Annotated in this window: 19 protein-coding genes; 9 read left to right on the top strand and 10 right to left on the bottom strand. The window is 42.2% G+C overall.

All coding sequences use genetic code 11. The features are described from left to right. The first annotated feature begins 2 nt into the window (after positions 1 to 2). Both R8P61_05130 and crcB read left to right on the top strand, forming a co-directional pair. Positions 3 to 602: a hypothetical protein gene (locus R8P61_05130; GenBank protein ID MDW3646417.1), complete on the top strand. Its 600-nt coding sequence runs from the start codon at positions 3 to 5 to the stop codon at positions 600 to 602. Further along, the gene (crcB, locus tag R8P61_05125; protein MDW3646416.1) at positions 599 to 964 is read left to right on the top strand and encodes a fluoride efflux transporter CrcB; all 366 of its coding nucleotides are present in this window, start codon (positions 599 to 601) and stop codon (positions 962 to 964) included. The genes R8P61_05130 and crcB overlap by 4 nt, the downstream gene beginning before the upstream one ends. A 371-nt stretch (positions 965 to 1,335) precedes the next feature. Here the strand turns inward: crcB and R8P61_05120 are convergent, their stop codons facing one another. From R8P61_05120 to R8P61_05110, 3 genes are all read right to left on the bottom strand, one after another. Continuing rightward, complete coding sequence (locus R8P61_05120) at positions 1,336 to 2,475, bottom strand: serine hydrolase domain-containing protein (GenBank protein MDW3646415.1); 1,140 nt, start codon at positions 2,473 to 2,475, stop codon at positions 1,336 to 1,338. A 199-nt stretch (positions 2,476 to 2,674) separates the two neighbouring features. Next, complete coding sequence (locus tag R8P61_05115) at positions 2,675 to 3,466, bottom strand: thioredoxin family protein (protein MDW3646414.1); 792 nt, start codon at positions 3,464 to 3,466, stop codon at positions 2,675 to 2,677. A 121-nt stretch (positions 3,467 to 3,587) separates the two neighbouring features. After that, entirely contained in the window at positions 3,588 to 7,016 is a 3,429-nt protein-coding gene (locus tag R8P61_05110) for a lamin tail domain-containing protein (GenBank protein ID MDW3646413.1), read from the bottom strand. A gap of 198 nt (positions 7,017 to 7,214) precedes the next feature. Between R8P61_05110 and rlmD the strand changes: the two genes are divergently transcribed. After that, on the top strand, positions 7,215 to 8,639 hold the full coding sequence (gene rlmD / locus R8P61_05105) for a 23S rRNA (uracil(1939)-C(5))-methyltransferase RlmD (protein ID MDW3646412.1): 1,425 nt from the start codon (positions 7,215 to 7,217) through the stop codon (positions 8,637 to 8,639). On the opposite strand, the gene R8P61_05100 is transcribed toward rlmD, so the two are convergent. From R8P61_05100 to trpS, 3 genes are all read right to left on the bottom strand, one after another. Beyond that, positions 8,636 to 10,219: a T9SS type A sorting domain-containing protein gene (locus R8P61_05100; protein MDW3646411.1), complete on the bottom strand. Its 1,584-nt coding sequence runs from the start codon at positions 10,217 to 10,219 to the stop codon at positions 8,636 to 8,638. The genes rlmD and R8P61_05100 overlap by 4 nt on opposite strands. Before the next feature lie 158 nt (positions 10,220 to 10,377). Beyond that, on the bottom strand, positions 10,378 to 10,998 hold the full coding sequence (locus tag R8P61_05095) for a deoxynucleoside kinase (protein MDW3646410.1): 621 nt from the start codon (positions 10,996 to 10,998) through the stop codon (positions 10,378 to 10,380). 3 nt (positions 10,999 to 11,001) lie between these two features. Then, positions 11,002 to 12,000 carry a tryptophan--tRNA ligase gene (gene trpS, locus R8P61_05090; protein ID MDW3646409.1) on the bottom strand — a complete coding sequence of 333 codons (999 nt, stop codon included), beginning with the start codon at positions 11,998 to 12,000 and terminating at the stop codon, positions 11,002 to 11,004. Between the two features lie 223 nt (positions 12,001 to 12,223). Between trpS and R8P61_05085 the strand changes: the two genes are divergently transcribed. The 4 genes from R8P61_05085 (at position 12,224) to R8P61_05070 (ending at position 17,502) form a co-directional block, all read left to right on the top strand. After that, a complete protein-coding gene (locus tag R8P61_05085) occupies positions 12,224 to 14,518 on the top strand; it encodes a glycoside hydrolase family 3 N-terminal domain-containing protein (GenBank protein MDW3646408.1) in 2,295 nt (764 codons plus the stop codon). Positions 14,519 to 14,576: 58 nt separating this feature from the next. Further along, positions 14,577 to 15,125 (top strand): hypothetical protein, encoded by a 549-nt coding sequence (locus R8P61_05080; GenBank protein MDW3646407.1) that lies wholly within the window; start codon positions 14,577 to 14,579, stop codon positions 15,123 to 15,125. Positions 15,126 to 15,266: 141 nt separating this feature from the next. Next, on the top strand, positions 15,267 to 16,268 hold the full coding sequence (locus R8P61_05075) for a helix-turn-helix domain-containing protein (GenBank protein MDW3646406.1): 1,002 nt from the start codon (positions 15,267 to 15,269) through the stop codon (positions 16,266 to 16,268). A gap of 91 nt (positions 16,269 to 16,359) precedes the next feature. Next, a complete protein-coding gene (locus tag R8P61_05070; protein MDW3646405.1) occupies positions 16,360 to 17,502 on the top strand; it encodes a histidinol-phosphate transaminase in 1,143 nt (380 codons plus the stop codon). A gap of 59 nt (positions 17,503 to 17,561) precedes the next feature. On the opposite strand, the gene R8P61_05065 is transcribed toward R8P61_05070, so the two are convergent. The 4 genes from R8P61_05065 to R8P61_05050 form a co-directional block, all read right to left on the bottom strand. After that, positions 17,562 to 18,296, bottom strand: coding sequence for a calcium-binding EGF-like domain-containing protein (locus tag R8P61_05065; protein ID MDW3646404.1), 735 nt, complete (start codon positions 18,294 to 18,296; stop codon positions 17,562 to 17,564). A gap of 273 nt (positions 18,297 to 18,569) precedes the next feature. After that, the gene (locus tag R8P61_05060) at positions 18,570 to 20,171 is read right to left on the bottom strand and encodes a hypothetical protein (GenBank protein MDW3646403.1); all 1,602 of its coding nucleotides are present in this window, start codon (positions 20,169 to 20,171) and stop codon (positions 18,570 to 18,572) included. A 79-nt stretch (positions 20,172 to 20,250) separates the two neighbouring features. Next, complete coding sequence (locus R8P61_05055; protein ID MDW3646402.1) at positions 20,251 to 21,078, bottom strand: M23 family metallopeptidase; 828 nt, start codon at positions 21,076 to 21,078, stop codon at positions 20,251 to 20,253. Between the two features lie 83 nt (positions 21,079 to 21,161). Continuing rightward, a complete protein-coding gene (locus tag R8P61_05050) occupies positions 21,162 to 21,728 on the bottom strand; it encodes a DUF1572 domain-containing protein (protein MDW3646401.1) in 567 nt (188 codons plus the stop codon). 183 nt (positions 21,729 to 21,911) lie between these two features. Between R8P61_05050 and R8P61_05045 the strand changes: the two genes are divergently transcribed. Together R8P61_05045 and R8P61_05040 are read left to right on the top strand one after the other, a co-directional pair. Continuing rightward, complete coding sequence (locus R8P61_05045; protein MDW3646400.1) at positions 21,912 to 22,565, top strand: Vps62-related protein; 654 nt, start codon at positions 21,912 to 21,914, stop codon at positions 22,563 to 22,565. Positions 22,566 to 22,614: 49 nt separating this feature from the next. Further along, positions 22,615 to 24,510 (top strand): Vps62-related protein, encoded by a 1,896-nt coding sequence (locus R8P61_05040; GenBank protein MDW3646399.1) that lies wholly within the window; start codon positions 22,615 to 22,617, stop codon positions 24,508 to 24,510. Positions 24,511 to 24,566: the final 56 nt, after the last annotated feature.

The raw sequence follows: 24,566 nt of genomic DNA, 5'->3' as shown, positions 1-24,566 counted from the left end.
ACATGATGCAAAATCAAGCTAAAATCAGGCATATACTTTTCTTCCTCCTGCTTCCAGCCCTGATCTCCTGTTCTCGTGAGCCGGAGCGAAAAGTAGCAGATGGATTAAAGGGATTGTATGCTCAACTGGAAGAAAGTTGTGCGACGGCTCGTGCATATCAAAAGGAGGTTTATAATCTGAATGTAACTCCTCAAAGCCGAGAAGATTCTGTTTATCAACTCAGTTCGGATCAGGCCAGTCTAAACTGTCCGCTGATCAGGGATCTGGTCTATGCCTATGAGGAATATTTCGATCAGGAAGGATTAACAGATTATTTCACTCAAGATGAATCAGGAGATACCCTGATCGCACAAGTATTGCCCGAGTATGCCAGCAGCATCCAGTTGCAAGAACAAAAGCTGGTGAGAGTGGGAGAACGATTCAGCTACTTTGAATCCCGTAGTCATATGGAAAGCTGGTTGTACAATCTCGATGTGAGAATACAGGTATATTTCGATGAAAGTGGTCTTTACAGTTCTCACAGACTGAAAATTCATAATGAAGTCCCCTGGCTCAATGAATCATTCAAAAGCATCGTAGAAGCAAAACTGGCAGGCTCATGAACCCATTTTTAGCCGTATTTATTGGGGGAGGATTGGGAAGTATTCTTCGCTATGCATTATCCCTCTGGCTTGGCAAGCACAGTTCTGGTTTTCCCAGCGCTACTTTTGCTGCGAATATCCTCAGTTGTGTAGTGCTGGCTTTGGCCTGGGTGTACGTCGAGAAACATCTCAATTTGGACGAAGGACTAAAGCTACTTGTCCTTGTAGGCTTTTGCGGAGGCTTCTCAACCTTTTCTACCTTTAGCCTGGAAACTTTCCGTCTGTTGGAGGAAGGGAAAATGCTTCTGGCCTCTATATATGTCCTTGCTTCCGTTGCGGCCTGCCTGGCCGTATTGGCCTTTATTTTCTCTAATAGCAAATAAATAGCGGAGAAATATAGAAAATTTACCTTTCACATCCAGCTCCATCTTTTCATGTAAGTATTTTGCGGGAAGCGTCAATATCTTGATCAAAAATGATAGAAAGGCTTGATTTTTTTACGCCACATATAGTTCGGGTCTCAGACTATTACTTTGTGCAAGTACATTTTTTTTCTATCTTAGTGTTGAAGATCAAATGATAGATTTCATTTTGATTTTCCCTATTAACCTACCTAATACCCCAAACTCAATGTGCTCCATCTATCCCCAGATGGAGCCATTTCTTTTTACACAAATCCCTAAAAGCATATCGCACAGTCAAAGACTGTGCGATCGCAACAAAATGGAAGTATACAAAGGGTTTGTATGTAGTCTCAGGTGTCGAGGATCTGTTTATAGACTTTCCAATAATCTACATTCAGACCTGGGTGGTCACGGTTTGTAAGAATGATCAGGGTCAGGTCGTTCGTGGGATCTTTAATGTAACAGGTTCTGTATCCACGCCACCAGCCGAAATGATAGATCAGATTTTCCTCTCCTCTTTTGAGTCTCCAACCTAAACCATAATTGTATTTACGCCATTTTGATCCTGGCTCAAAAAGCAAAGCTGTGTGCTCTTCATCCAGGAGTTTATATTTTCTCAGTCCTTCGTCAAATTTTTCAAGATCAGAAATACTGGCAAACATATTCTTATCTCCCCATACACCATCGATGTAGTCATTGGGGGCTTTATAATACCCTCTTCGTCCTGCTTTATAGCCTTCCGCCTCATGGGGAATCTCCATCCCCTGCCCTCTTCCAAAAATCATCGCATCCTTCATTTCCAAAGGAGTAAAGATTCTCTCCTGCATAAACTCCTCAAAGGGCATGCCCGAAACTTCCTCTACCAAAGAAGCCAGGATCACATAATTGGTATTGCAATAATTGAAATTGCGATCCGGGCGAAAGAAGATCGGAGGCTTATGACGAATGAACTGTTTCAATACATCATCATTGCTCATGTCCTTTCTCCAGTTCTTCCAATACCAACTCGCTACTGCCATATACCGCGACATTCCCGAACGATGGTTGAGCAGGTTTTTTATGCTCATATTATCATACGGCCAGCCTTTGATATGATCGGCAACTTTATCCTCTATATTCAGCTTCCCTTCCTGCTGAAGGAGCACTACAGCATAAGCTGTAAATATTTTGGAAACCGATGCCAACTGGAAAGCAGAATGCTCATCCAGATTTTCCTTTGTACGCATATTGGCATAACCAAAACTTTTCTTATACAAAGTCTCCCCTTCCTGCATAACCAGGACGGATCCGTTAAATCGTTTTTTGTGGTGTAAGTGGGTGAAAATTTTGTCAATGCCAGGCGCTTTCATTATCCTAAGATAGGTCCCGAGTTTATGGGGATCATCTTCGATGGCTGTCATTATACCTGCTTGACTTTGTGGGGGAGTTGCATCAAAAAGCAAGGAAGTAACTATTATCGTCAATACGATAATCGCACCTTTCTTCAACATAAATGAGAACGCTTATATTCCGTTTGAAATACAGTTTCAACAAAAATGCAAACATTATTCCGCTTTCGAAATAATTCGCATTTGGTCAATTCATCTCCTGTTTGTCACAGCAGAGCAAAGAAACCTCTTTGGTTCCGGGCGCAGGAGGAATGCTTAAAGAAAGGTAAATATAGAAATATAGATGATTTTATGAGGAAATTTATTGATAAGATTGCGCATGGGCCTTGAGGGGGCGAATTTCACTATCAATACCTTCCCATGAATTGAGGTATTTTTTGGCCAGACGGGCATCATTTTTATTGTCAAATTTGCCCAGGAGAAGTTCATAGCTTTGGCCGTCTGTATCTTCGATCCAAATCTCTTTATCCCAAATCTCCCTTTTCAACATAGCATTATTTCTTGCTTCTGTGTATTTCTCATAGGAACTGAGGGCTAAAGCATAGCGGGTTTCCTTCTTTTTGTATTGAAGCTCTGATTTTTTAGCCTTCCCTTTTTCTCCAACAAAAGATCGTATTTCAGCTAGAAATTTTTCTTTATCTCCCTCAAAACTACTTCTTCCGATCTCTGTTCCATCATCATCTATAATCAAAAAGGTGGGGTATTTGTCTACCTTATATTTCTCCGCCAACATCATTCCCGGCTCTTTTTCAAATGCATCCAGCTTGTAGGGGAGAAAATTGCTTTGCACTAATTCAATAGCCGCTACATCTCCCATAAAGACTTCATTGATACGCTGACAGGGATAGCAATAGTCTGTATGGAAAAAGATCAGGCCTTTCTTATAATTGCCATCCAGTTCGTCTATAAACTCTTCATAAGCGAGCTCAGCAAAATTAAGATTCGCGTTTCTCTCCCGGTTCGCCTCATAGTATCCGCCGGAACTGATCAGAATCAAGCCAGCAAACAAGAACCATGTCCTCTTGCGCTGCAGTTTAAGTTGGTCTTTTAACCTTTTTCCAAGAGAAAGCTTGCTACGCTTTTTATTATCCATGTACAATCTATTAACCTACTCCAATATTACAATTATATTAAATTACATATTATCAGAGTAAATAAAATAGCAAGATAATAGAGCTACTTACATAGGAAAGGGGATATTTAATAAGAAAAAGCTAGAATTTCGCTGCCAGAACTACAGGTAATTTATAGACCTGTCTTTGACCATTTTCTGCCTGGGTGAGTTCAAATAGAATGATGTAGATTCCAAGATCGGCTTTCGTACCTTTAGCATCTGTTCCATCCCAAAAGAAAGAACCGGCTTCTGTTCCCAGCAAGGTGTTTTGTTGAAGGATTTTGATTGGTCTCCCCTGGCTATCCAATACACTTACCCGAGCATTGGCTCCATTAAAATCGAAGTCATATTCAATAGCTACTACATCCCCTACTCCATCCAAATCAGGGGTAAAACTCTCTCTGTCCAGACGAACTTCTGAAATCATTGAATTCTGATCTATCTCTTGACTATTAGGATAGCCCGGAGTGCCAAAACGAAGGGTAGAAGCTGCTGAATGCCAATTTGAGGCCTCCGAAGCGGGAACACTCAAAGAAATCCTTTCCAAAGAAACTCCATCATCATCTATGAGGGTTGGGTAGTGAAAATCATCTTCATAATAGAATCGATCCAATACCGCACCCGAATCAGAAAATATCACGCATTCCCCACTGCCATCATCATAGCTGGGAAAAGATTCCATCTCCAGAAAATTGGCGGCAGCAATCGGTTGGTATTGTTGAATCTGAAAACCCGCATCCGCAGTCAAGCAAATCAATTGGCCCGGGAAGAATAAAACTGAAGTTGTAGTAAGGGGATCTGAATTGAAAATGGAATCTGTCTCAGGAAAGATTTCGCCTATTCTCAAACTCTTTAGATCCAAAATTTTCTCGGAAACATTGGCGATTTCTACATAGTCGGCTCCTCCACTTCGGGGATTAAAGAGAATTTCATTGATTAAGACATCTCCAATTTGCGCGGGTAAGGGCAAACCAAAACTGAAACTTCCTTCCAGTTCATTGGAGGCACAATCCAACAAGCCCGCTACATCCAGGGTATAAAGTATATTTTCCTGAAAGTCCTGGTCGAAGCTAAGGCGAACGCTTGTATAATGAGGGGCTGTAGCCATAGCTAAAATGGGAGTACCAATGCCTTGGCCTGCTACATAATTACTAAGCATCTCCAGGCTGGCAGGATCCATTTGTTCGGAAAAAATCAGCTCCAGGCCATTACTCCCTAATATCCGAATGCCACTGATTAAAGGAAGCTCTGTATCTGTATAACTCCCATTGATACTATTCTCGCTGCCGGGTGTTCCCCCATCAAGGGCTTCTGACGCCCGCCAATTATCAGGCTGATTACAATCGAGATAATTCGGATCGATTTTCTCAAGACTAAATCCTCCACTCGCCTTATCCGGATCTCCATACCAATCATCAGAATAATACACGAAGTCTAATACATCTCCGGACACTGCGAAAAAGGTCAAAGAATCTGTCGCATTACCGAGGGAAGGAAAGCCATCCAGTCCTACTGTTTTTCCAAAAGATTCAAACTCCTCTGCATCATCCAGTTTGCAAAGTATCACATATTCATTGGGGAAAATCTGCAAATTATTGATCAGGGCAAATCCGCCTCCATCAGTCAATACAGATCCACTCAAGTCCAGAACCTCAGCAGTCCGATTGTATATCTCCACAAATTCTGCATCCGGCAATCCTTCAGAAGGGCTGAAGTCTGGAAAGAGTTCTGTAAATACAACCTCATGGGCCTGAGCTGGACGAGCCAGCACTACTGGTAAAGAGGACATGCTTCCCATTGCATTTCCACTACAATCCACAACGGCAGCATCCACTTCCAGTTGATAAATTTGCCCTAGTTGTAAAGCCGTTGAAAAGCTGAGGCGAACACATTCAAAATCCGGACCTTGAGCTTCGGCACTTAAGGGAGCGCCTATTCCTGTGAGAGTATAAATGCCTAAGTTATTCAGCGAAGCGGCATCCATAGGCTCATCAAAGCATAGTTCCAGATTCTGAGGATCCAAAACTGCTACACTTGCCAGTGCAGGAGGATCATTTTCAGGATTGGGATTAAAGATGCTATTGAAAGCTCCGGGCGTTCCTCCTTGTGCGTTTACGGTTGAAGCCCAATTGGCTTTGGAAGGACAATCCAGATTATCGGGATTGATGCGTTCAAGAGAAAAGCCACCTCCTGCCTTAAACTCATCTCTGAACCATTCAGGTTCGTAGTCTACCGTGTCTATCAAGACTCCATCAGCACTTCTAAGGCCCAGGTTATCTCCACTATTGACCAGAGTTGTCCAATTCGTCGGGCTTATGGTTGTACCTAATGGGCTATATCTCCCGGCATCTGTATCTCTGGTCAAAATCAAAAGTTCTCCCGGACCCATAACATGTGCAGGTAAAAGCCCTACGGTAGAGCCATTAGAAATGCTCCAGTTTTGTAAATCCAGGACTTTATTACTTCTATTGAAAAGTTCCAGAAATTCTGCTTCCGGCAATCCCTGACTAGGGGTCGGGTCCGCAAATATTTCATTGATCACTACATCAAAAGCCAGGGCAGATTCGATTTCCAAATAATCAAAAGTCTGACTTTGGGTCCCTTGCATGAGATTCCCCGCAAGATCACTCAAGCCAGAAACTTCTATACTATAGCTATTGCCACTTACCAGGGGGTTTGCCAGGGTCAAGATCACCTTTGCTGCATTTGTCGGATCAAGTTGAGCATTTGCAGGAGCGACATCATCTGGCTGCAAACGATAATTAGCGGCTGATCCGGCCGAACTACTTTCCATAGCCTCTGAGAAATGCAATTCCAGACTTGTTGCAGAAAGTACATTTACACTCAAAAGATCAGGAGCCATTGTATCCTGTACTTCCGGTCCTACATATATATTGTCAAAGAAGAAGGAATTGGCACGTGAAGAAGTATGCGTTACAGAAATGCCAAACCAGGCCGTACTGTTATAGGTATTGTCTGTTGCGCTTCCTTCCAATTGAAAATTATCTGTTTTGCTAGGATCTGAATAAAGTTCCCAAACACCTGCTAAAGTTCGGCTAACACGTATGCGAACATCAACTCCGGAGCCTGCTCTTCCATCCACCCCATCTATGATTTTGGTAATCGTTGTTCCATCCTGACGATAAAGGTCATAACTATCATTAGAACCACTTTCCCCTATTTGTAAAAAGTATCCCTGCAAAGCTGCTCGCATATTGGATTGATCGGCCATCAAATAGATCCGAATCGCATTGCTTCCACTAGGACCAAATGCATATCTCAGATCGATCCTCCACTCTATATCATTAAGCTGATTTTGGGCGGTAGCCAAATAAATGGTCTCTGTCAGAGGATTTCCCTGGCTTTGCAATTCCTCATTTGCCGTAACGCTAAATAAGGAATCATCTCCGATCCAGGTCGGATTATTTGTAATATCTCTGTCGGTAAAATCCTCGCTAAGTTGTGCTGATAAACAAATGGGTAGGAGACATAGGATCACCCCAATGATCCCAGATAAAAATTGATTCATGTGTTTCTATTTATGCAAACAAGTTAAGCTAAAGTCGAGCAAATTCAATTCTATAACGCCAGAGCCAGGATTTCATTTTAGGAAATTCCTTCTTTGTTTATTTATTCTGAAAATTTTCTCTTCCTGTATTAAGCCTGGCTTATCCAGGAAATAATCCGGGAGTTGGGATGGGGAAAAAAGGCTCCTTATTTTTGCGGCATGGGAAGAAGAATAAAACCTTTCGATACGGAACTGGAAGTAGTTGATACTGCTGTAGATGGAAGAGGTATCGCTAAACATGAGGAAAGAATTGTCTTTGTCGAAAAGGCCGTTCCGGGTGATAAAGTCCGTGCGCACATTTTTCGCAAAGAAAAAAAGGCTTTGGTAGCACGCATTGAGGAGATCCTCGAAGCTTCCCCGCATCGGATCAGTCCTCGTTGTGAGCATTTTGGGGTCTGCGGTGGTTGCAAATGGCAGCATATGAGCTATGAGGCTCAATTGGAATACAAACAAAAGCATGTAGAGAATGCCATTATCAGGATTGGGAAGGTTGAACCTCAGGAGAAATTGCCCATACTGGCCTGTGAAAAAGACCTTTTCTACCGAAATAAACTAGAATTTACCGCTAGTAAAGATCAATGGTTGACAGGAGATGAAGGACCAGTTGAAGATTTAGATCAAAGAGTCTTAGGTTTTCATGTACCCCGTGTCTTTTACAAAATCGTCAATATCGAAAGCTGCCAGCTACAATTGCCGATTGTAAATGAAATCAGGAATGAGGTTCGCGATTTTGCCCGTGAACATAGTATCGCATTTTATGACCATAGAGAACATACAGGTAGTCTGAGGAGTCTGGTTTTTCGTTCTTCCCTCGCTACAGGAGAATTGATGGTGATCCTGATTTTGGCAGATGGAGATGAGCAGAAAGCAGATGCGGTATTTACTCATTTAGAAAAGAAGTTTCCGCAGATCACAGATTTCCTTTGGATCCACAATCCTAAGAAAAACAGTTCTTATACAGATTTGGACTTTCAGGTATGGAAAGGGAAATCATATATCACGGAAAAACTGGGAAAGTATGCTTTCCAAATTCGGGCGAATTCCTTTTTCCAGACCAATCCTAAACAAGCAGAAGCTCTTTATGAAGTGGTTAGGGAGTTTTTAGTGGAAAGTTTGGGCGAAAAGAAAAAAGTAAAGTTACTCTATGACCTCTATTCCGGAACGGGCAGTATCGGTATTTTTGTATCAGAATATGCAGAAAAGGTAGTAGGGATTGAATATGTGAATGAAGCTATAGAAGACGCTAAAGAGAATGTGAAACTCAATCAACTCGAAGATAAATTCAGCTTCTATGCGGGAGACATGAAAAAGATCCTGAACCAGGAATTTATCCAGGAGCACGGCAAGCCAGAGATTCTCATTGCAGATCCTCCGAGAGCTGGCATGGATCCGAAAGTCGTAAATCGAATCCTGGAGATGGCTCCAGAGCATATCATATATGTGAGTTGCAAAGCCTCCACACAAGCCAGAGACATAGCCTTATTAAAAGAAAACTACGAGCTGTTAAAAATACAGCCCGTAGATATGTTCCCACAAACCGCTCATGTCGAGAATGTGGCTTTGCTCAGAAGAATCTCAGATTAATTACTAATCAAGAAGGATTTTGCTCCGATAAACTGATTGTGCTGAATTCTCAGGAAATACAGTCCCGGTAACAAATCTTCCTTTTTGAAAGGAAATTGATAGAGCCTTTGGCCCTCTAAGGGTCCCTGATAGTATGCCCTTACTCTTCTGCCAGAGCTGTCAAATATATCCATGCGAATATCCTCAACATCCTGATCCAACTCCACGCGGAAATAAGAGACTTCCTGCATAGGATTGGGAGCTATACTTAGGGTATAGGCCAAATCTGAAACAAAGCTGGCTTGAACCGTAGAGCTATACTCGAAAGCTCCGTCATAGTCCACTTGTTTTAGGCGAAAATAACTATCACCTCTCAACAACTTATCTGCCAGGAAATTATAGGATTTGGCTTCAGAACTATTTCCAAAACCATGTACCCATCCGATTTTTCTAAATAGTTGACCATCTACAGAAACTTCTACTTCAAATCCCTGATTGTTCAATTCACTTCCTGTCGTCCAGCTCAGCATTACGCCCTGGCCCTGAACCTTCGCCTCAAAACTCAGCCATTCGACCGGAAAGATGGTTTGACAATCTTCCTGAAAACTGAGGGTTTCACTAATACTTGCACAAGTCAGACCTAATGGATCATCATATACCCGCAATTCATAGTCGGCAAAATAGGTTCCATCCCCATTAGCTGCCGGTGTATATGGAGGAATAGGATTGGAATTGTCGGCCTGAGCCACTACTCCATTTTTCAACCATTCATGGTAAGCCCAGTTTGAACTATTGGTTTCAGGTGTCGCAACCAGGGTGATAGGTTCGACGGTACCTTCAGCTACACATTGAGAAAGAGCACCAGCAGAAATTTCAACTTCATTGGCTTTGCCACATCTTCCGAAAAAGGCACCATCTATAGCCAGGTCATTGCCTTGCTCTACGCCCACCAGATTATTCATGGTAATAAGAGCACTTGTCGCCGAACCGGAGCTCCATCTGCCGGATATCTGTTTCCAAACACCTGCCTCGGCCTGAGCCTGACGGGGTAAGTCAACAACGGAAGAACCGGTAAACACTCCATCCACATACAGATCCGTAATTTCCACTCCATTTATGGTGAAGTTGAAGGTAGGATCAACCCCGCTGTAAGAAGCCGCCTCCAGAAAGTAGACGTTCTTGGCGAAGATGGAAAAAACATATTCCGTATTGGGACAAACAATTACATCCTGCTCCCAGATGCGGTCTGTAACCCCATTGGCAGCAGCGGGATCAACAATCATAAAATTGCCAACACCCGGACTGTTTCTGTCCTCAACGGCCCAAATAGTCTGCAGATTGAAGGTAGGATCCCCGAAACAATTATCTATGGGATCATAAAATACTCCTGAGGTGACGGTATAGTCTCCAAAGTTGCAGATCTTATTGGGAAAAAAATTGTAATCACTGGTAAATCCTGTATTCCCCGCATCAAACTCTGCATTTGAGAGTAGATTAGGCCCTACTATGCCGCAGGCACCAGGAACAGGATCTTGAGAGAAGGCTAAAAAGTAAAAAAAGAAGAATGAGGTAAAGGTAGTTGCATAAGCCAGGTATCGCATTAGCTTTGGGTTAAACCTTTTCCATTATATATACTTGAGATAGATAATGGGCCCTAAAGGTCACTCTCCCTTTGCTCAATTGAAAGCGAGCGCTTACCAACGGTTATTTTTGTTGGATATTTGGTAATAAATAATTTAAAAATAATTATTTGTATGGATTATTTAGAAAATAAACCATACAACTCACCTTTCACCTTATTGATGATGATGCCCAAATGCTCGGGATTGTCTCTAAAATTGAGTTCTGCAATATCTACGTCGATCTTTTTCCCATAGCTATAGGCTTCAAACCAGGCTTCATAGCGCTCATTCAACCTTTTGAGGTAGTCCAGGCGAATGGCATCCTCATAATTTCTACCTCTATCCTGAATTTGCTCAACCAATCGAGGGATACTCCCCCTCAGGTATATAAGTAAATCAGGAGGCTGGACAAGATCTGCAATCGTCTCAAAGAGTTCTTTATAGGTCTCATAGTCCCGGGTAGACATCAGGCCCATAGCATGAAGGTTTGGCGCAAATATCTGGGCATCCTCATAGATAGTCCGATCCTGGATGACATTCTTGGCATCCCGGCGGATTTGCATGAGTTTTTTCAGACGAGATTGCAGGAAGGAGACCTGCAAATTGAAGGACCAACGTTGCATATCAGAGTAGAAATCCATGAGGTATGGATTCTGCTCATTCTCCTCAAACAATGATTCAAAGCCAAAGTACTTTGAAAGTAAATAGGTCAAGGTTGTTTTTCCAGCTCCGATATTTCCTGCAACGCAGATATGCATATATTACAAATATAGGTTTTTCACCTCTTTTTTGTAACCCAATGTTTCCCTTACCCTCTGAAGAACCCCTAAAGCTACTTCACGGGCCTTATCAGCACCTTCCGCCAGCTTCTTATCTACCTCTTCCAGGTTCTCTATATAATGGTTATAGCGCTCTCTTTCATCTTTGAACTTCTCAATGATCAATTCAAAAAGGGCCTGCTTGGCTGTACCATAGCCAAAATTACCTGCGAGATAGTTTTTGCGCATCTCCTCAATCTGCCCTTCATCCGCCAGGAGTTCGTAGAGCCTGAAAACATTGCAGCTATCAGGATCTTTGGGTTCTTCGACTGACTTGGTATCTGTAACAATCTTCATGACCTTTTTCCGCAATTTTTTATCCGGCATAAAGATCACCAGGGTATTATCACGAGACTTACTCATTTTATGACCATCCGTTCCCGGGATCACCATGACCTTTTCATCGATCTGCACATCAGGTACTACAAGTATATCCTTTTTGTATTCTCGATTTATAGCCTGTGCCAGGTTTCGGGTGTACTCCAAATGCTGCTTCTGATCCTTCCCTACCGGTACTATATCCGTATCGTACAATAAGATATCAGCAGCCATCAATACCGGATAGGTAAAAAGGCCAGCACTAACCAGTTTCATACGATCAGCCTTATCCTTAAAGGAATGAGCCAATTGCAGACGACTATAGGGCATGAAGCAGTTTAGATACCAGGTAAGTTCAGTTACTTCCGGAATATCAGACTGACGATAGAAAACCGATTGATCCGTATCAAGTCCACAAGCAAGCCAGGCAGCAGCAGTCGCATAGGTGTTCTCACGAATAACCGAAGCATCCTTGATGCTGGTAAGGGTATGCATATCTGCCATAAACAGAAAGGAATCATTGGCCGGATCATTAGCCAACTCAATTGCCGGAAGAATGGCTCCCAGCAAGTTTCCCAAATGGGGAACTCCGGTACTCTGTATGCCTGTTAAAATACGTGCCATAGGCTATCTCCAATTTTAGGCCGAAACTACGGAAAAATATTTAAGTGTTCACGTGTTCTTGGGTTTAGGTGTTGTAGTGTTTTAGTGTTGTAGTTAAAAAAGGTATCCACATGAACACGAAGACACCTGAATACAAGATCACTTCCTTCTACAACACTCCCGCACTATAACACTTCCCTACTTTTCACTAACTTCAGCCCGGATTTGAAACTACTTTCTACAAATGACTATTAGACGAATAATCAAGGGCATTGTTGTCGCTATGCTAGGATTTTATTTCCTGGCTGCCTGCAAACCATCGGACACTGGCCCTAAAAAAGAATTACATCCTCCCCTTAATCCTCAGATAGAGAGCAAGATCACGGAGCTTATGGCCAGGATGGATACCCTCGATAAAGTGGGGGAAATGACCCAATTGGCGATAGATATGATCTCTGTGGGTGATCCCTATGCTTTGAAAGATCCTCATCAACTGGACTCAGCCAAGCTGAGGAAAGTTTTGGTAGACCTTCGTGTCGGTTCGATTTTGAATATTAGCGGACATGCCTATACAAAAGATCACTGGCATGAAATACTGGAAGTCATTCAGCGGATAGCAAGGGAAGAAAAAGAAACGGGGATTCCTGTTTTATATGGGATAGATGCTATTCATGGCACCAATTTCACTATGAACTCTACCCTCTTTCCTCAACCCATCGGATTAGCTTCTACCTGGAACCTGGATTTGGCCAGGAAAATGGGAAGAATTACGGCTTATGAAACCAGGGCCTCAGGGATTCCCTGGAATTTTACTCCCATGCTGGATGTAGGTAGAGATGTTCGCTGGTCACGGATTTGGGAAGGATTTGGAGAAGATGTACATCTCGTTTCAGCAATGGGAACCGCAAGTATAATGGGAAATCAGGGAGAGGATATTAGCGATCTCTATAGTGTTGCAGCTTCTATGAAGCATTTCCTGGGTTATAGTATGCCTATTACGGGAAAGGATCGCACACAGGCCTGGATACCCGAGAGGCAAATGCGAGAGTATTTCCTGCCCAGCTTTGAAAAAGCGATTGAAGCCAATGCTGCTACGATCATGATTTGCTCTGGAGAAATGAACGGAATTCCGGTTCATTCAGATAAAAAAATCCTGACTGATCTTCTAAGAGATGAACTAGGATATACCGGACTTGCTGTTTCGGATTGGGAAGACCTTCCATTTTTGCATACGAGACATCGAGTATCCAGGGATTACAAAGAATCCATCAAAATGTCGATCAATGCAGGTATAGACATGGCTATGGTTCCGGTTGACCTGGAATTCCCAGTTTTACTCAGAGAATTGATAGAAGAAGGAGAAGTACCCATGAGTCGAATTGATGAAGCCGTCCGAAGGGTTCTTAGACTCAAATTTCAACTGGGTTTGTTTGAACAAGCCATTCCCCCCAAAGATCAATACCCGAAATTTGCTTCAGCGGAACATGCCGAAGCCGCCTATCAAGTGGCAGCAGAATCCATCACCCTACTCAAAAACGAAAATGGATTATTACCCCTCAGCAAAAATGACAGAACCCTGGTAACTGGTCCGACTGCTGCTTCTATGATAGATATGAATGGAGGATGGAGCAGAACCTGGCAGGGAAATGATAGCCGATATGATACCCCCGGAAAGAAGACGATAGTCAGTGCCATCAAAGAAGAATTGGAAGGCGGGACATTGCGCTACATTAATGGTGTGCCTGACACAAAACGTATGGGCATCAAATCAGCTGTGCGAGAAGCTCGATCCGCAAAAGTTGCTGTAGTTTGTATTGGCGAGCATCCCTATAATGAAAAACCCGGAGACATAGATCAACTTAGTTTAGAGCAAGCCCAGATTGATCTGGTGAAAGCTATCTCGAAAACCAGAACCCCCATCGTACTGGTATTGGTAGAAGGTCGTCCGAGGATCATCAGCGAGATTGCGGATCTGGCAGATGCCATTGTACATGCCTATTTACCCGGAGATGAAGGAGGCAGAGCGATCGCGGACATTCTTTTTGGAGATGTCAATCCATCTGGAAAATTGCCCTATACCTATCCTCGTTTTGAAAACACCCTGCTTACTTATGACCACAAAGGAACAGACAAAATCAAAACAGATTTTAGTACCAATGCCTTCAATCCACAATTTGAATTTGGACATGGTCTCAGCTATACCACTTTCACCTATTCCAACCTTAGTGTCCCAACTAAAGTCAATATGAAAGAGAAATTAAGTATTTCAGTAGAAGTGAAAAATACAGGCCCACGTTATGGAAAAGAGGTAGTTCAGTTATATATTACAGATAAGGTAGCCAGCATTACACCAGCTGTAAAGCGATTGAGGAGCTTTGAAAAGATAGAATTAGATGCCGGGGAAAGCAAAACTGTCAATTTTGAACTCGATATACGTGAACTCGCATTTGTAGGGCGAGACAATAGATGGATCGTGGAGCCAGGAGAGTTTGAAGTCCGAATCGGGAATCAAATGGCTGAATTTGAACTTAGTAAGTGACCCAAAGCAAGAGAGTGAATCTTAACAAAAGAAATTATAAACACATAACTAGAACATCATGAGTATTTGGAATTCCATCAAAAAAATGTTTGGCAGCGCTTCAGAAGTTGTTGAAGATGTAGCCGAAAAAGCAAAAGATGTTGCAGAGGACGTAGCTGAATCTGTTGTAGATACCAGTGCTGAACTCTACGAAAAAAGCAAAGAAGTAGGAAGCAAACTGGCCGATAAAGCAGAAGAAACCTGGGAGAAGACTCAGGAAGTAGCGGGAGACGTAATGGAGAAAGGAAAAGTAGTTGCGGGAAACATTGCCGATGAAGCGGATAAAGCTATAGAAAAAGGCAAAGAGCTTGCGGGTGATGCTGCAGAAAAGGCAAAAGAAATGGGTAGCAATCTTGCCGATAAAGCAGGAGATGTAGTTGAGAAAGGCAAAGAGATGGCTGGCGATCTGGCTGACAAAGCCAAAGATGCTGCCAGTGATCTGAAAGATAAAGCCACTGATGCTGTAGAAGGCGCTGCTGATACAGCAGAAGAAGTAGCGGAAGATGCTGCCGATGCAGTTGAGGACGCAGCAGAGGATGCGGCTGACAAATTAGAAGGCGGCGAATAAAGGAGGAAATTATACCTGCTTATTCAAAAATAAGCCGAGGCAAGGGTTTGCCTCGGCTTTATTTATTTCAAAAAGCCAATTCCTACAAAATTCCAGGCGAATGAAGGAGGGCAAGATATAAATCCTCTTTATCTTTAAGATATGGAAGGCATTCTCATCACTTCAGTTCTAAGCAGTATAGGATTAGGTCTTAGTTCCTTTTTTGGGGTATTTCTTCTCAGAAACAATAAGCTGGAAAATAGATTGCTGGCCTGGCTGTTGATTGCCTTGTCGCTCAGAATCACAAAATCCATCTTTTACATTCATCTCGAACTTCCCCTCATCATCAAAAATATAGGCCTGGCAGCCAATCTTGCGGTAGGGCCATTACTATTTCTGTATGTCAGCAGCTTTCTCCAAAAGAAAAAACAATTAAAAACAGAAGAAGCTGCTCACTTTATCCCCTCTCTCCTCTATCTTCTTCTTTCTCCGATTCTCCCCAATGGAGGAGATAGCAGTTTCTGGATGATATCTTACTCATTTATACTTATCCAGTCTTTCATCTATGTATTTCTATCTGCTTCTCTTTTAGCAGAAAAAATCCAAAAGCCCAGAAGCACAGAAACCCAATGGCTAATAGCCCTTATCACCAGCCTTACAGTAATGTGGCTGGTTTACGCCCTGATATTTTTGAGCATTATTCCTGTATACTTTCTAGGCCCCCTCACATTCTCCATTTCTATTTTCGTCCTGCTTTACGTTGCCCTAAACCACTATCCGATATTTTTGGGGCGAAAGAAATCAAAATCTGTAAATACGAGGATAAATGATGAAGCCGGCCGGCGTTATTTTGCCCAACTCAAAAGCTTACTGGATTCAGAGCAACTCTACACACATGCAGATCTTTCCCTCTCATTTTTAGCAAAAAAAATGAACCTCCTGGAACGAGATATTTCCTATATCGTCAATCATTATGGAGATTGTAATTTTGCCCAATTCATAAATGCCTATCGAATAGAGGAGGCTAAGCGACTTATTGAGGAAGACTCCACAAAGAAATTGATTGCCATTGCCTTTGAGGCAGGCTTTAACAACCTCAGCACCTTCAATAAAGCCTTTAAAGTCAGTACCGGCCTCACACCTTCCCAGTTTAGAAAAAAGTAGAAATTCGTCCCTATTTCATTTCAACATTCATGAATTCATAGGATTGCCGGGCAGGATTTATGTCCCTTTGGCCTAAAAGATTATGAATTCAATGATTAAACGGCGAGAATGGCTTAAGACTTCCTTGCTCGCCTCTACTTCCGCCTTGGGTTTCTTAGAAGGGATAGATGTTTTTGGGGAAATCTCATCTGATGAAATTCAACAAGCAGCTGATCCAAAGGTAAAGCGGCTATTATTTAATGAAAATCCTTTGGGTCCCAGCAAAAAAGTCAGGGAGATCATTTCAGAGACTCTCCCGAGAGCAAGCAAATATGCTACTTTTTACAAGTATGATTTTTTGGCCTTGAAGGAGCTAATCGCCAGGCAGGAAGGTCTTAAAGCCGAAAATGTACTGCTGGGCCATGGTTCCTTTGAGCCCCTCATTATGGTCGCTACCCATTTTGGGAGTCATGGCGGCGAGATCATCGTGCCCAGTCCCAGCTTTGATGTAGTAGGGAATTTCGGGCGAAAGATAGGAGCAGATGTCAAAGCTGTAGAGGTCGATGAGGATTTCAGGATGAATTTAGGCGAAATGGCAGCTCGGCTAAGCCCAAAGACAAAGCTCCTTACGATTTGCAATCCCAATAATCCCACAGGAACGAATTGTGATCCGGAGCAATTGAAATCTTTTTGCAGGTCAGTTTCGGACAAGGCCTTTGTCCTGCTGGATGAAGCCTATATCCATTACCTGAATTCCTGGAGAGATCATACGATGGCTCCGCTCATAGCCGAAGGAAAAAATGTACTGGTAGCCCGAACCTTTTCTAAAATATATGGAATGGCCGGTCTAAGGATTGGGTATTTATTGGGGCCCGCTGATTTTATTGCTGAAATGGAATCAACATATACCCTGGGCTTTCCGGGAAATATGCCCAACTCTCTAAGCGTAGCAGCTGCGATGGCCTCACTTGAGGATGAAGAATTTGTAAAAAAATCAAAAATATTCAATGAAAAGCGGAAAGTAGAATTCTACCAATCTCTGGATGAGTTGGATATCCCTTACCTAAAAAGTTCTGCCAATTTCGTCTACTTCCATGTGGAGAAATTTAACGCCTATAAAAGCCTGATGTGGGAGCATAAAATTCTCCTAACCGGTGGATGGCCCACTAAACCCAAATGGGCAAGGGTGACAATGGGTTCCAGGGAGGACATGAATTTCCTTCTTGAAAAGATGCAGGGGAAAAAATGGATGTAAACAAAAAAAAGCCGAGGCAAAATTTTGCCCCGGCTTTCTTTATTCTTTCAGGAAAAATATTAGAACGATCTCGTAGGCCTTATATCGTCTCCGCTGATCTTGCTAATATTCACAATTGTATCTTTCCAGAATAAACGCAAAACAAAATTGTTGGCATCATGTTCTGTAGAGCTTTGATAGCGTCGAATATTGCCGAGAAAATTACTATGGCCTTTCAGATGAAGGTTATTGTAAATCAGGTTTACTTCTTCAATAGAAGGAAGCCACCAGTCATCAAAGCCTTCCAGGACCAGGTCATCACATATTTTGGCTGATTTGGAAGGCCTGCTTCCACAAGCAGCAGCCAGGATGGTTTCTGTATTGCTTTTCCCTTGCCCTACTTCTCTGCCTGTTGCTCCTGTCTCTATGAAACAGCCCCATTCATCAAAATTACCATAATCCGTAGGCGTAGTCACAAGGCCTTCTCCCGTAAAGAATGGATAATTTGCAGGCTCTGTATTCACAAAGAAAATCAAGCCGCCGGCATAGGTTTTCCCATACAATTCATCCAAGGGTACTCCCGCATCGAATAGCGCTTTGGGAGAAGTTCCTTGATCCAATAGAAATTGAATTTTAGTAAGGTCAACCGTTCCACAATTATCTCCGCTATATCCCTCTGGACAATTACAGTCGCCTTCAACGCAGGTTCCCCCATTCAAACAATTTACAGCTTCGCAGGGATCTTCGCAGGCAGTGGTCAGGCTAAAAACTGCAAAAAGACTGACCAGAATCAGTGATAAATAATTTCTTTTCATCTTAGGTAAATTGAGTATGTTACAAAGCTGTAAGAGGTTGAAAATGGATGTGGTCCGGGTCCTCTTTACTTTTGGGGAATAGCTAGCCCCTATACCTGTCGCCTACTCTAATACAGGATTTTCGGCTTCCTCCTTCTTGCTACTGTTATGCGTGCAACTGCAGTAATAACAGAATCACTTCCAAAAATTGAAAACTTCGAAAGCTCAATGTTCTGAGTGGTTGTGTATTTGTTCTGAATGGTAAAATGAACAAGCAAAAAAGAGGATTCAGGCTTACTTTAACGCACTCAATCGCTTCTCGATAATATCATAGGAGGCGGGTTTCAGTTTGAGTTCAAAATTATGTACCTCTTCGATCTCAAAAGATTCCATCGCAAATAGAGGCCCATCCGTATTTTTATCCATCGCAATGACAGCTGCTTTTTTCCCAAGGGGTAATCTTATTCCTTCATTGGATTCAAAAGAGAAATAATATCCTTTTTCACTGATACCTGATGCTGGAATAGCAATATTTAATTTCGGGAGCATTAGAATCAGGAATTTATTTTTGAAGTTATCCTGATCCAGCTTTACATAAAGCTCTACCTCTTTTGCATGAGGATCATTGTAAAATCTGTCACAATTTGCCCAACCTAGTTGATTTATTTTAAAGGCTCTTGTCAGGTTCTTTTCATATTCCTGCATAGTAGAATCCGCCATGCCTTCCACTCTCATTCTCATTTGCCGGTTTTGCAGAATCATACTTCTTCGTCTGTGTATTCTCATTTGTTCATAAGCCTCCTGCTCAGTATAGCCACTAGCGATAAGTAAGGATTCTGTATTTTCGGCATCCATATCTACTCCACGTGGATCATACTCCGCTACTCTCCCCAGATTAGCCTGAAGGGCGTTTTCAAAATATTCCATGATATACTTGTAGTTCCAGTCAAACCAGTTCTGGTCATATCGCTCCATTTTAGAGAACATTTTGCGCTCTTTCTCCAGCCTTTCCTTCAAAAGCGGAAAAACCATAGAATCAACCGTAGACAATTCTTGATCTAAATTATCCAGGTATATATTTAGCAAAGACCAATCCTGAAGATATATCGTATCTCCATTTTGAATTTGGAAATCATAATAAGAAGTAGATTCCTCCCAATAATCAGGATGATACCAGTAGCCATACAAATAATTAAAGCGATCCAGGATCATCCAGAATCTATCTTCAAAGGCCTCGGTCGCAATAAAAGTCCCTGCAAACTTTGAATCATTTAGATTTAAAGAGTCTTCAAACACACGGATTCTTTTCGTCCTGTTGAAGCGATATTTGTTGTAGGCTTTTAAGTATAGACTATCGAGTGGCAAAGGAATCAATTCTTCTCGACTATCTTCCTCCAACTCCCAGTCCATCTTGCCTCTCTCATCCCGGACACCGCTAAACATTCGATAGCCTGATTTGCCATCACTGTATGGAATCTCAACATCTATATTCATATCCTCTTGCAAAGCCAGAGCTTCTCCATTCACTTGTGCATCGATATAAATCATACCCGCAGATTGAAGGATACGATCTCCTGAAAGGCTAGACAGGTCATTGGCGAAGAAATCTTTCATGCTAAAGGCTTCTACCAATTCTATCTCTATATTTTCTGTTATTACTTCTCCCCTTTTATTGACAAAAGCTCCTTTGGGAATGGATATATTTGTGCCTGCTTTTCCTTTGATCAAGGCGGCTTGACGGAGATCAATCTTAAAGCTTTGGGGAGCTTCAGTTAAGGGACCTAGTAATTCCGTTTGAGCCTCTGAGCCGAAGCGGCTTCTCTCTTCGATTTGGATCTCGGCTTTGGAACAGGAAATGAGGAATAGAATGGCAAATAGGTAGATCAGTGTTTTCATGATGTGCATAATTAATAAATCGAGGACAAAGTCCTCTTCCTAGCTCTACGAACAGGAAGTTTAGCAGGTTATGATTTTTCTAATGGCTTACCTTCATTCCCTTCTTCAAATCCTCTCCTTTGATTCCGTTTTCAAAGGAAATTTTTACTGAGTTCATTCCTTTTTTAGCAGGAACCAATGCATTGAAGTGCAAATGTGGGCCACTGGTAAATCCGGTAAGACCTGAAATCCCAATAGCCTGGCCTTTCCTCACAAAATTCCCCAGCTCCACCAGGCTTCCTTTATGATCGAGGTGAACATACTGTGTATAGATATGACTTTCCGGATGATAAAGGGTAATAAAGTTGGCATAAGGTCTCCATTTTCTGTCCTTTCCTCCATATTTATAATCTTCTATAATCCCTATCACCCAGGCATCGGCTACTGCCGTAATGGTATCTCCGACGGAAAGATTGAAATCCAGGGCGTATTTCGAGTAATCAGAATTGTGAGAGTATTTTCCTTTATAGCCTTGAATAATTTTGAGCGTTTGTCCTTTAGGGAAAGGGAAAGCAAATGCTTGTGGTATTATTTCCTGGGCCGTATCCCCAAAAGTCGAAGAAAAACGAATCTCAAAGTCCTCAACCCCAGCCCCAGCCCCAACATAATAGCTAAAGGAACTATCAGTGAAAGCGGGAAAGATGGTAGGAAAATCCTGCCTTAGCACCTTATCGATCGTATCTACTTTACTCCAGGCATTGAGGCGCAATGGGCAGGCCAGGATATTGGATATGTTAACTTTCAGGCTATCTCCTTCCAGCTTATAATCAGTATCCAGAGAAAACTGATATAGCTTTTTTTCGGGTAAAGGATTACAGGCACAAATGATTGACAGGAGGCTGATCAAAAGAACAGGGAAAGTTTTCATGTTAGATGTTTCTTACATAAATATATATAGGAATTCTATGTATAAAAATTAAGAAAATCTTCATTGGCTTTCAGTATCTCAGATTATTCTTTATCTACAAACTCATCGGTAAAGTGTCCACGCTCATCTTTTTTGGCGAATTTTTTCTTATTGAAGTCTTTGCTCTTTCCTTTGGGGATGGAAAGGCTTTGCCAATCAGCGCCTTTGAGCATGCGACCGATGTAAACGATTTGTCCGACATGATACGCATAGTGGGCCAGTTGTCGATCTACGGCTTCGACGATAGTATGAGCCTGGTTGCGGATGTATACTTTTTGGTGAAAGTTATCAGGATTGATAGAGTCCAGTGCCTTGAACAAACAGGCCCATCCTTCTTCCCATTTCTGATCCAGCTCTTCTCGTGTTTTGATAACATCTTCAAATTCCAGGTCCCGTTGGCGCCAGGTCTTTTCTCCGTCTGAGGTCAAAAAATCCGTCCAGCGAGAGAGCATATTTCCCCACATATGGTTGACGGTAATGGCTACAGAATTGCTTTGGGGATTGTATTGCCAGAAGAGGTCTTCATCGGCCAACTGAGCAAAACTGCGATCTCCCAGAGTTTTGTAATACAGAAATTGTTTGCGTGCATTTGCGAGGTAGTTTTCTTCCATAAGTAGCTTGGATTAGGCTTTTCTATATGTACGGAATGATATAAAATAGGTATCAAATTTTTCCTGGAAACTTTTGAATCATTAGGGTCTTGGCCCTAGTAATATCCTCTCAGCACCTCATGACTACCTACCCCCACCCAAGATACCTTTGTTGATGTATTCAATCTATTAATATCAACAACAATGTACATCTCAATCAAGCAATTACTCCCGGCAATTTTACTTTTTCTTTTTTGCCTTCCACATGTATCGAATGCCCAAAATACATTTAAGAACAACGCATTAGAAATCATATTCTCCAATAGCTATTCTCCCATTTACGCAGACCATGGTACGGGTGCAGATATGGATCTATCTACCTGGCGGCCCATCACAAATCCCGGTTTTTATTCCCTCGGTCATATGGCTAAACAAGGCTACTCAAAACCCACATCAGAGATGGTTCTGGTAAAACCGATAGACCCCGATGCCTTGCGTCATCCCATTGATTATAGAAGAATTTATATAGATAGTGGCACTGGTGGTGATCAAGATGCTTCTTTTTGGGAACCCATTCCACCCGCGGGTTACGTAGCACTCGGAATGGTGGTAATGAATTCTTATTCAAAACCTTCTTTGTCTGAGGTTGTCTGCGTAAGAAACGATCTGGTAGCACCAGCAGAAATCGGCGACCTGATTTGGCACGATAGAGGCTCAGGCGGGGATATGGATGTGTCTCTCTGGCAAATTAAAGTGGGGATGAATTCAGAAATGATTGTACCCAACACCTTCTTTGCTCATGCCAATTATTCAAAACCTCGGAGTGCTCCCATTTGCTACGGCCTCAAACTGTATTAAGCCTCCTGATAGTCATTTCTTCTGAATCACTCACAAATTTTCCTTAATCATGAAATTATTTAATAATTCACTTATATGGGTCCTATCCATAGCCTTTACCTGGATGCCCAATGCTTTTTTTGCTCAACAAAGAACCATCAAAACCGATGCATTAGAATTGATGTTTGTAACCAACTTTACCAATGTCTATGCAGATCACGGCACAGGAGCAGACAGAGATCTATCAACCTGGAAAGCCACTTTGCCTCCTGGCTTTTCAGCACTTGGCCACTATGCAAAATCGGGATATGGAGCTCCACAAACCGTCATGCTTGCAGTAAGAGCTATTGATCCTACTGCTCTGGCTTTCCCTACAGATTATAAATTTATTTACAATGATGGTGGAACGGGAGGAGATATGGACGGTTCTTTTTGGCAACCCATTCCTCCTCCCGGCTACCGAGCACTGGGAACTGTAACTATGCGATCCCACGGGAAGCCAGCCTTGAATGAAGTTGTGTGCGTGAGAAACGATCTAACAACTTATGCCTCAGTTGGAAAATTTATATGGAATGACGGAGGATCTGGAGGAGACCGTGATGTTTCTCTTTGGCAAATCAATCCCCCTCGCAATTCTCAGGACAATAAGGAATCTTTCATCACCTCCGGTTCTTTCTGTGGCCACGGTTCTTATGGAACTCTTAACAGCTCAGAAGTAGCCTATGCAATAAAAGTAAAGATGCCCTCCCAAAACAAGAATATACGATTGGAGAAACCCAGACTTAATGGTCTTTCAAAACCTGTAGAGAAAACGCAAATGAAGTTAGCCACAGTTGCTTACCTCCCTTGTATTTCTATCAATGACCGTGTATTTGCCAACAATCTTCAACGACAAGTAAGAGAGACCCCCATTTACACCCTGGAAAGGTATGATTATTACAAATTGCAGGATTTTAACACTTCATACAGTGATGCAGACGGAACGATGTCTTTTTCCTATACTACCGGTATGACAAAATCGCACGAGAAGTCTATCAGTGAAACCTTTGAGACATCTGCAACCGTCGAAACCGGATTCTATGGAGTTAATGTTTCCGTTACCGTTGGATATGCTTTGGACCAAACAAATACTTATTCCACCGAGGATATGACAGAAAGAACGCTTAGCAAGGAATTCACAGTACCAGGAAACGGCGCAGGAGCCCTCTACACCTTATCCCATATTTACAAATTAAAAAGAGGAAGCGGTGAAGTAATTGACACCTGGGAAATGAGTACAAAATTCGCGCACTTCACGGATTTTGTTCCTCAAACTAAAAAAGAATCAAATACTCCATCTCAAACAGCTACAAATACTAATCAGCAAGGCTCCACTAATCCTTCAGGGAATAAGATGAGTGTTTCTCAGAGCCAACTTTCAGGTACCTATCGGGTAGAGCCCTACCAAAACGGTTGGCATCAAGGACGTTTTGATGGAGGGAACTTGACATGGACCAATGAAGCGGGTGCAACCTGGGGACTTGAAAAGCAAGCTATCAGGGTTTCTGATAGAGAAATAGTATATCAAACTGATCGCAGGAATCCCTACTACGATACAGGGCATAGAACATTTACCTTTAAGCTTTCAAATGGGCAGGTAGAAGGTTTTTACTTTGGAAACGGCTACTATGCGCGAAAAAGCGAGCAAAATTCAACAAATACGCAAAGCCTGGCTTCAAATCTTGCAGGCAGTACCTGGCAATATTACTATCAAGGAAATTATTTCAATATCCGATTCGGAACGAATGGAAACATTGAATTACTTGAACAATGGAATTCTGTTAAATGGAAAGAAATCAATGCAAATCAAGTTGAACTTTTTGTTCCGGGGCATGCTCAGAAAATGCTACTAAGCTTTGATGCAGAACGTTCATATTTTGAAACGATTGATTGGGATGGAAGTCAAACAGCTGGATACAGAAGGTAAATCTTTTAAGGCAGAAACCATCTAGCTAAAAAGCCTCCATCCTCGCGATGGGGGCC

The sequence above is a fragment of the Bacteroidia bacterium genome (assembly GCA_033391075.1).
Lineage (GTDB): Bacteria > Bacteroidota > Bacteroidia > J057 > J057 > JAWPMV01.
Note: the sequence above shows the minus strand (reverse complement) of the source record. Positions and strands in the feature narration are given on the sequence as shown.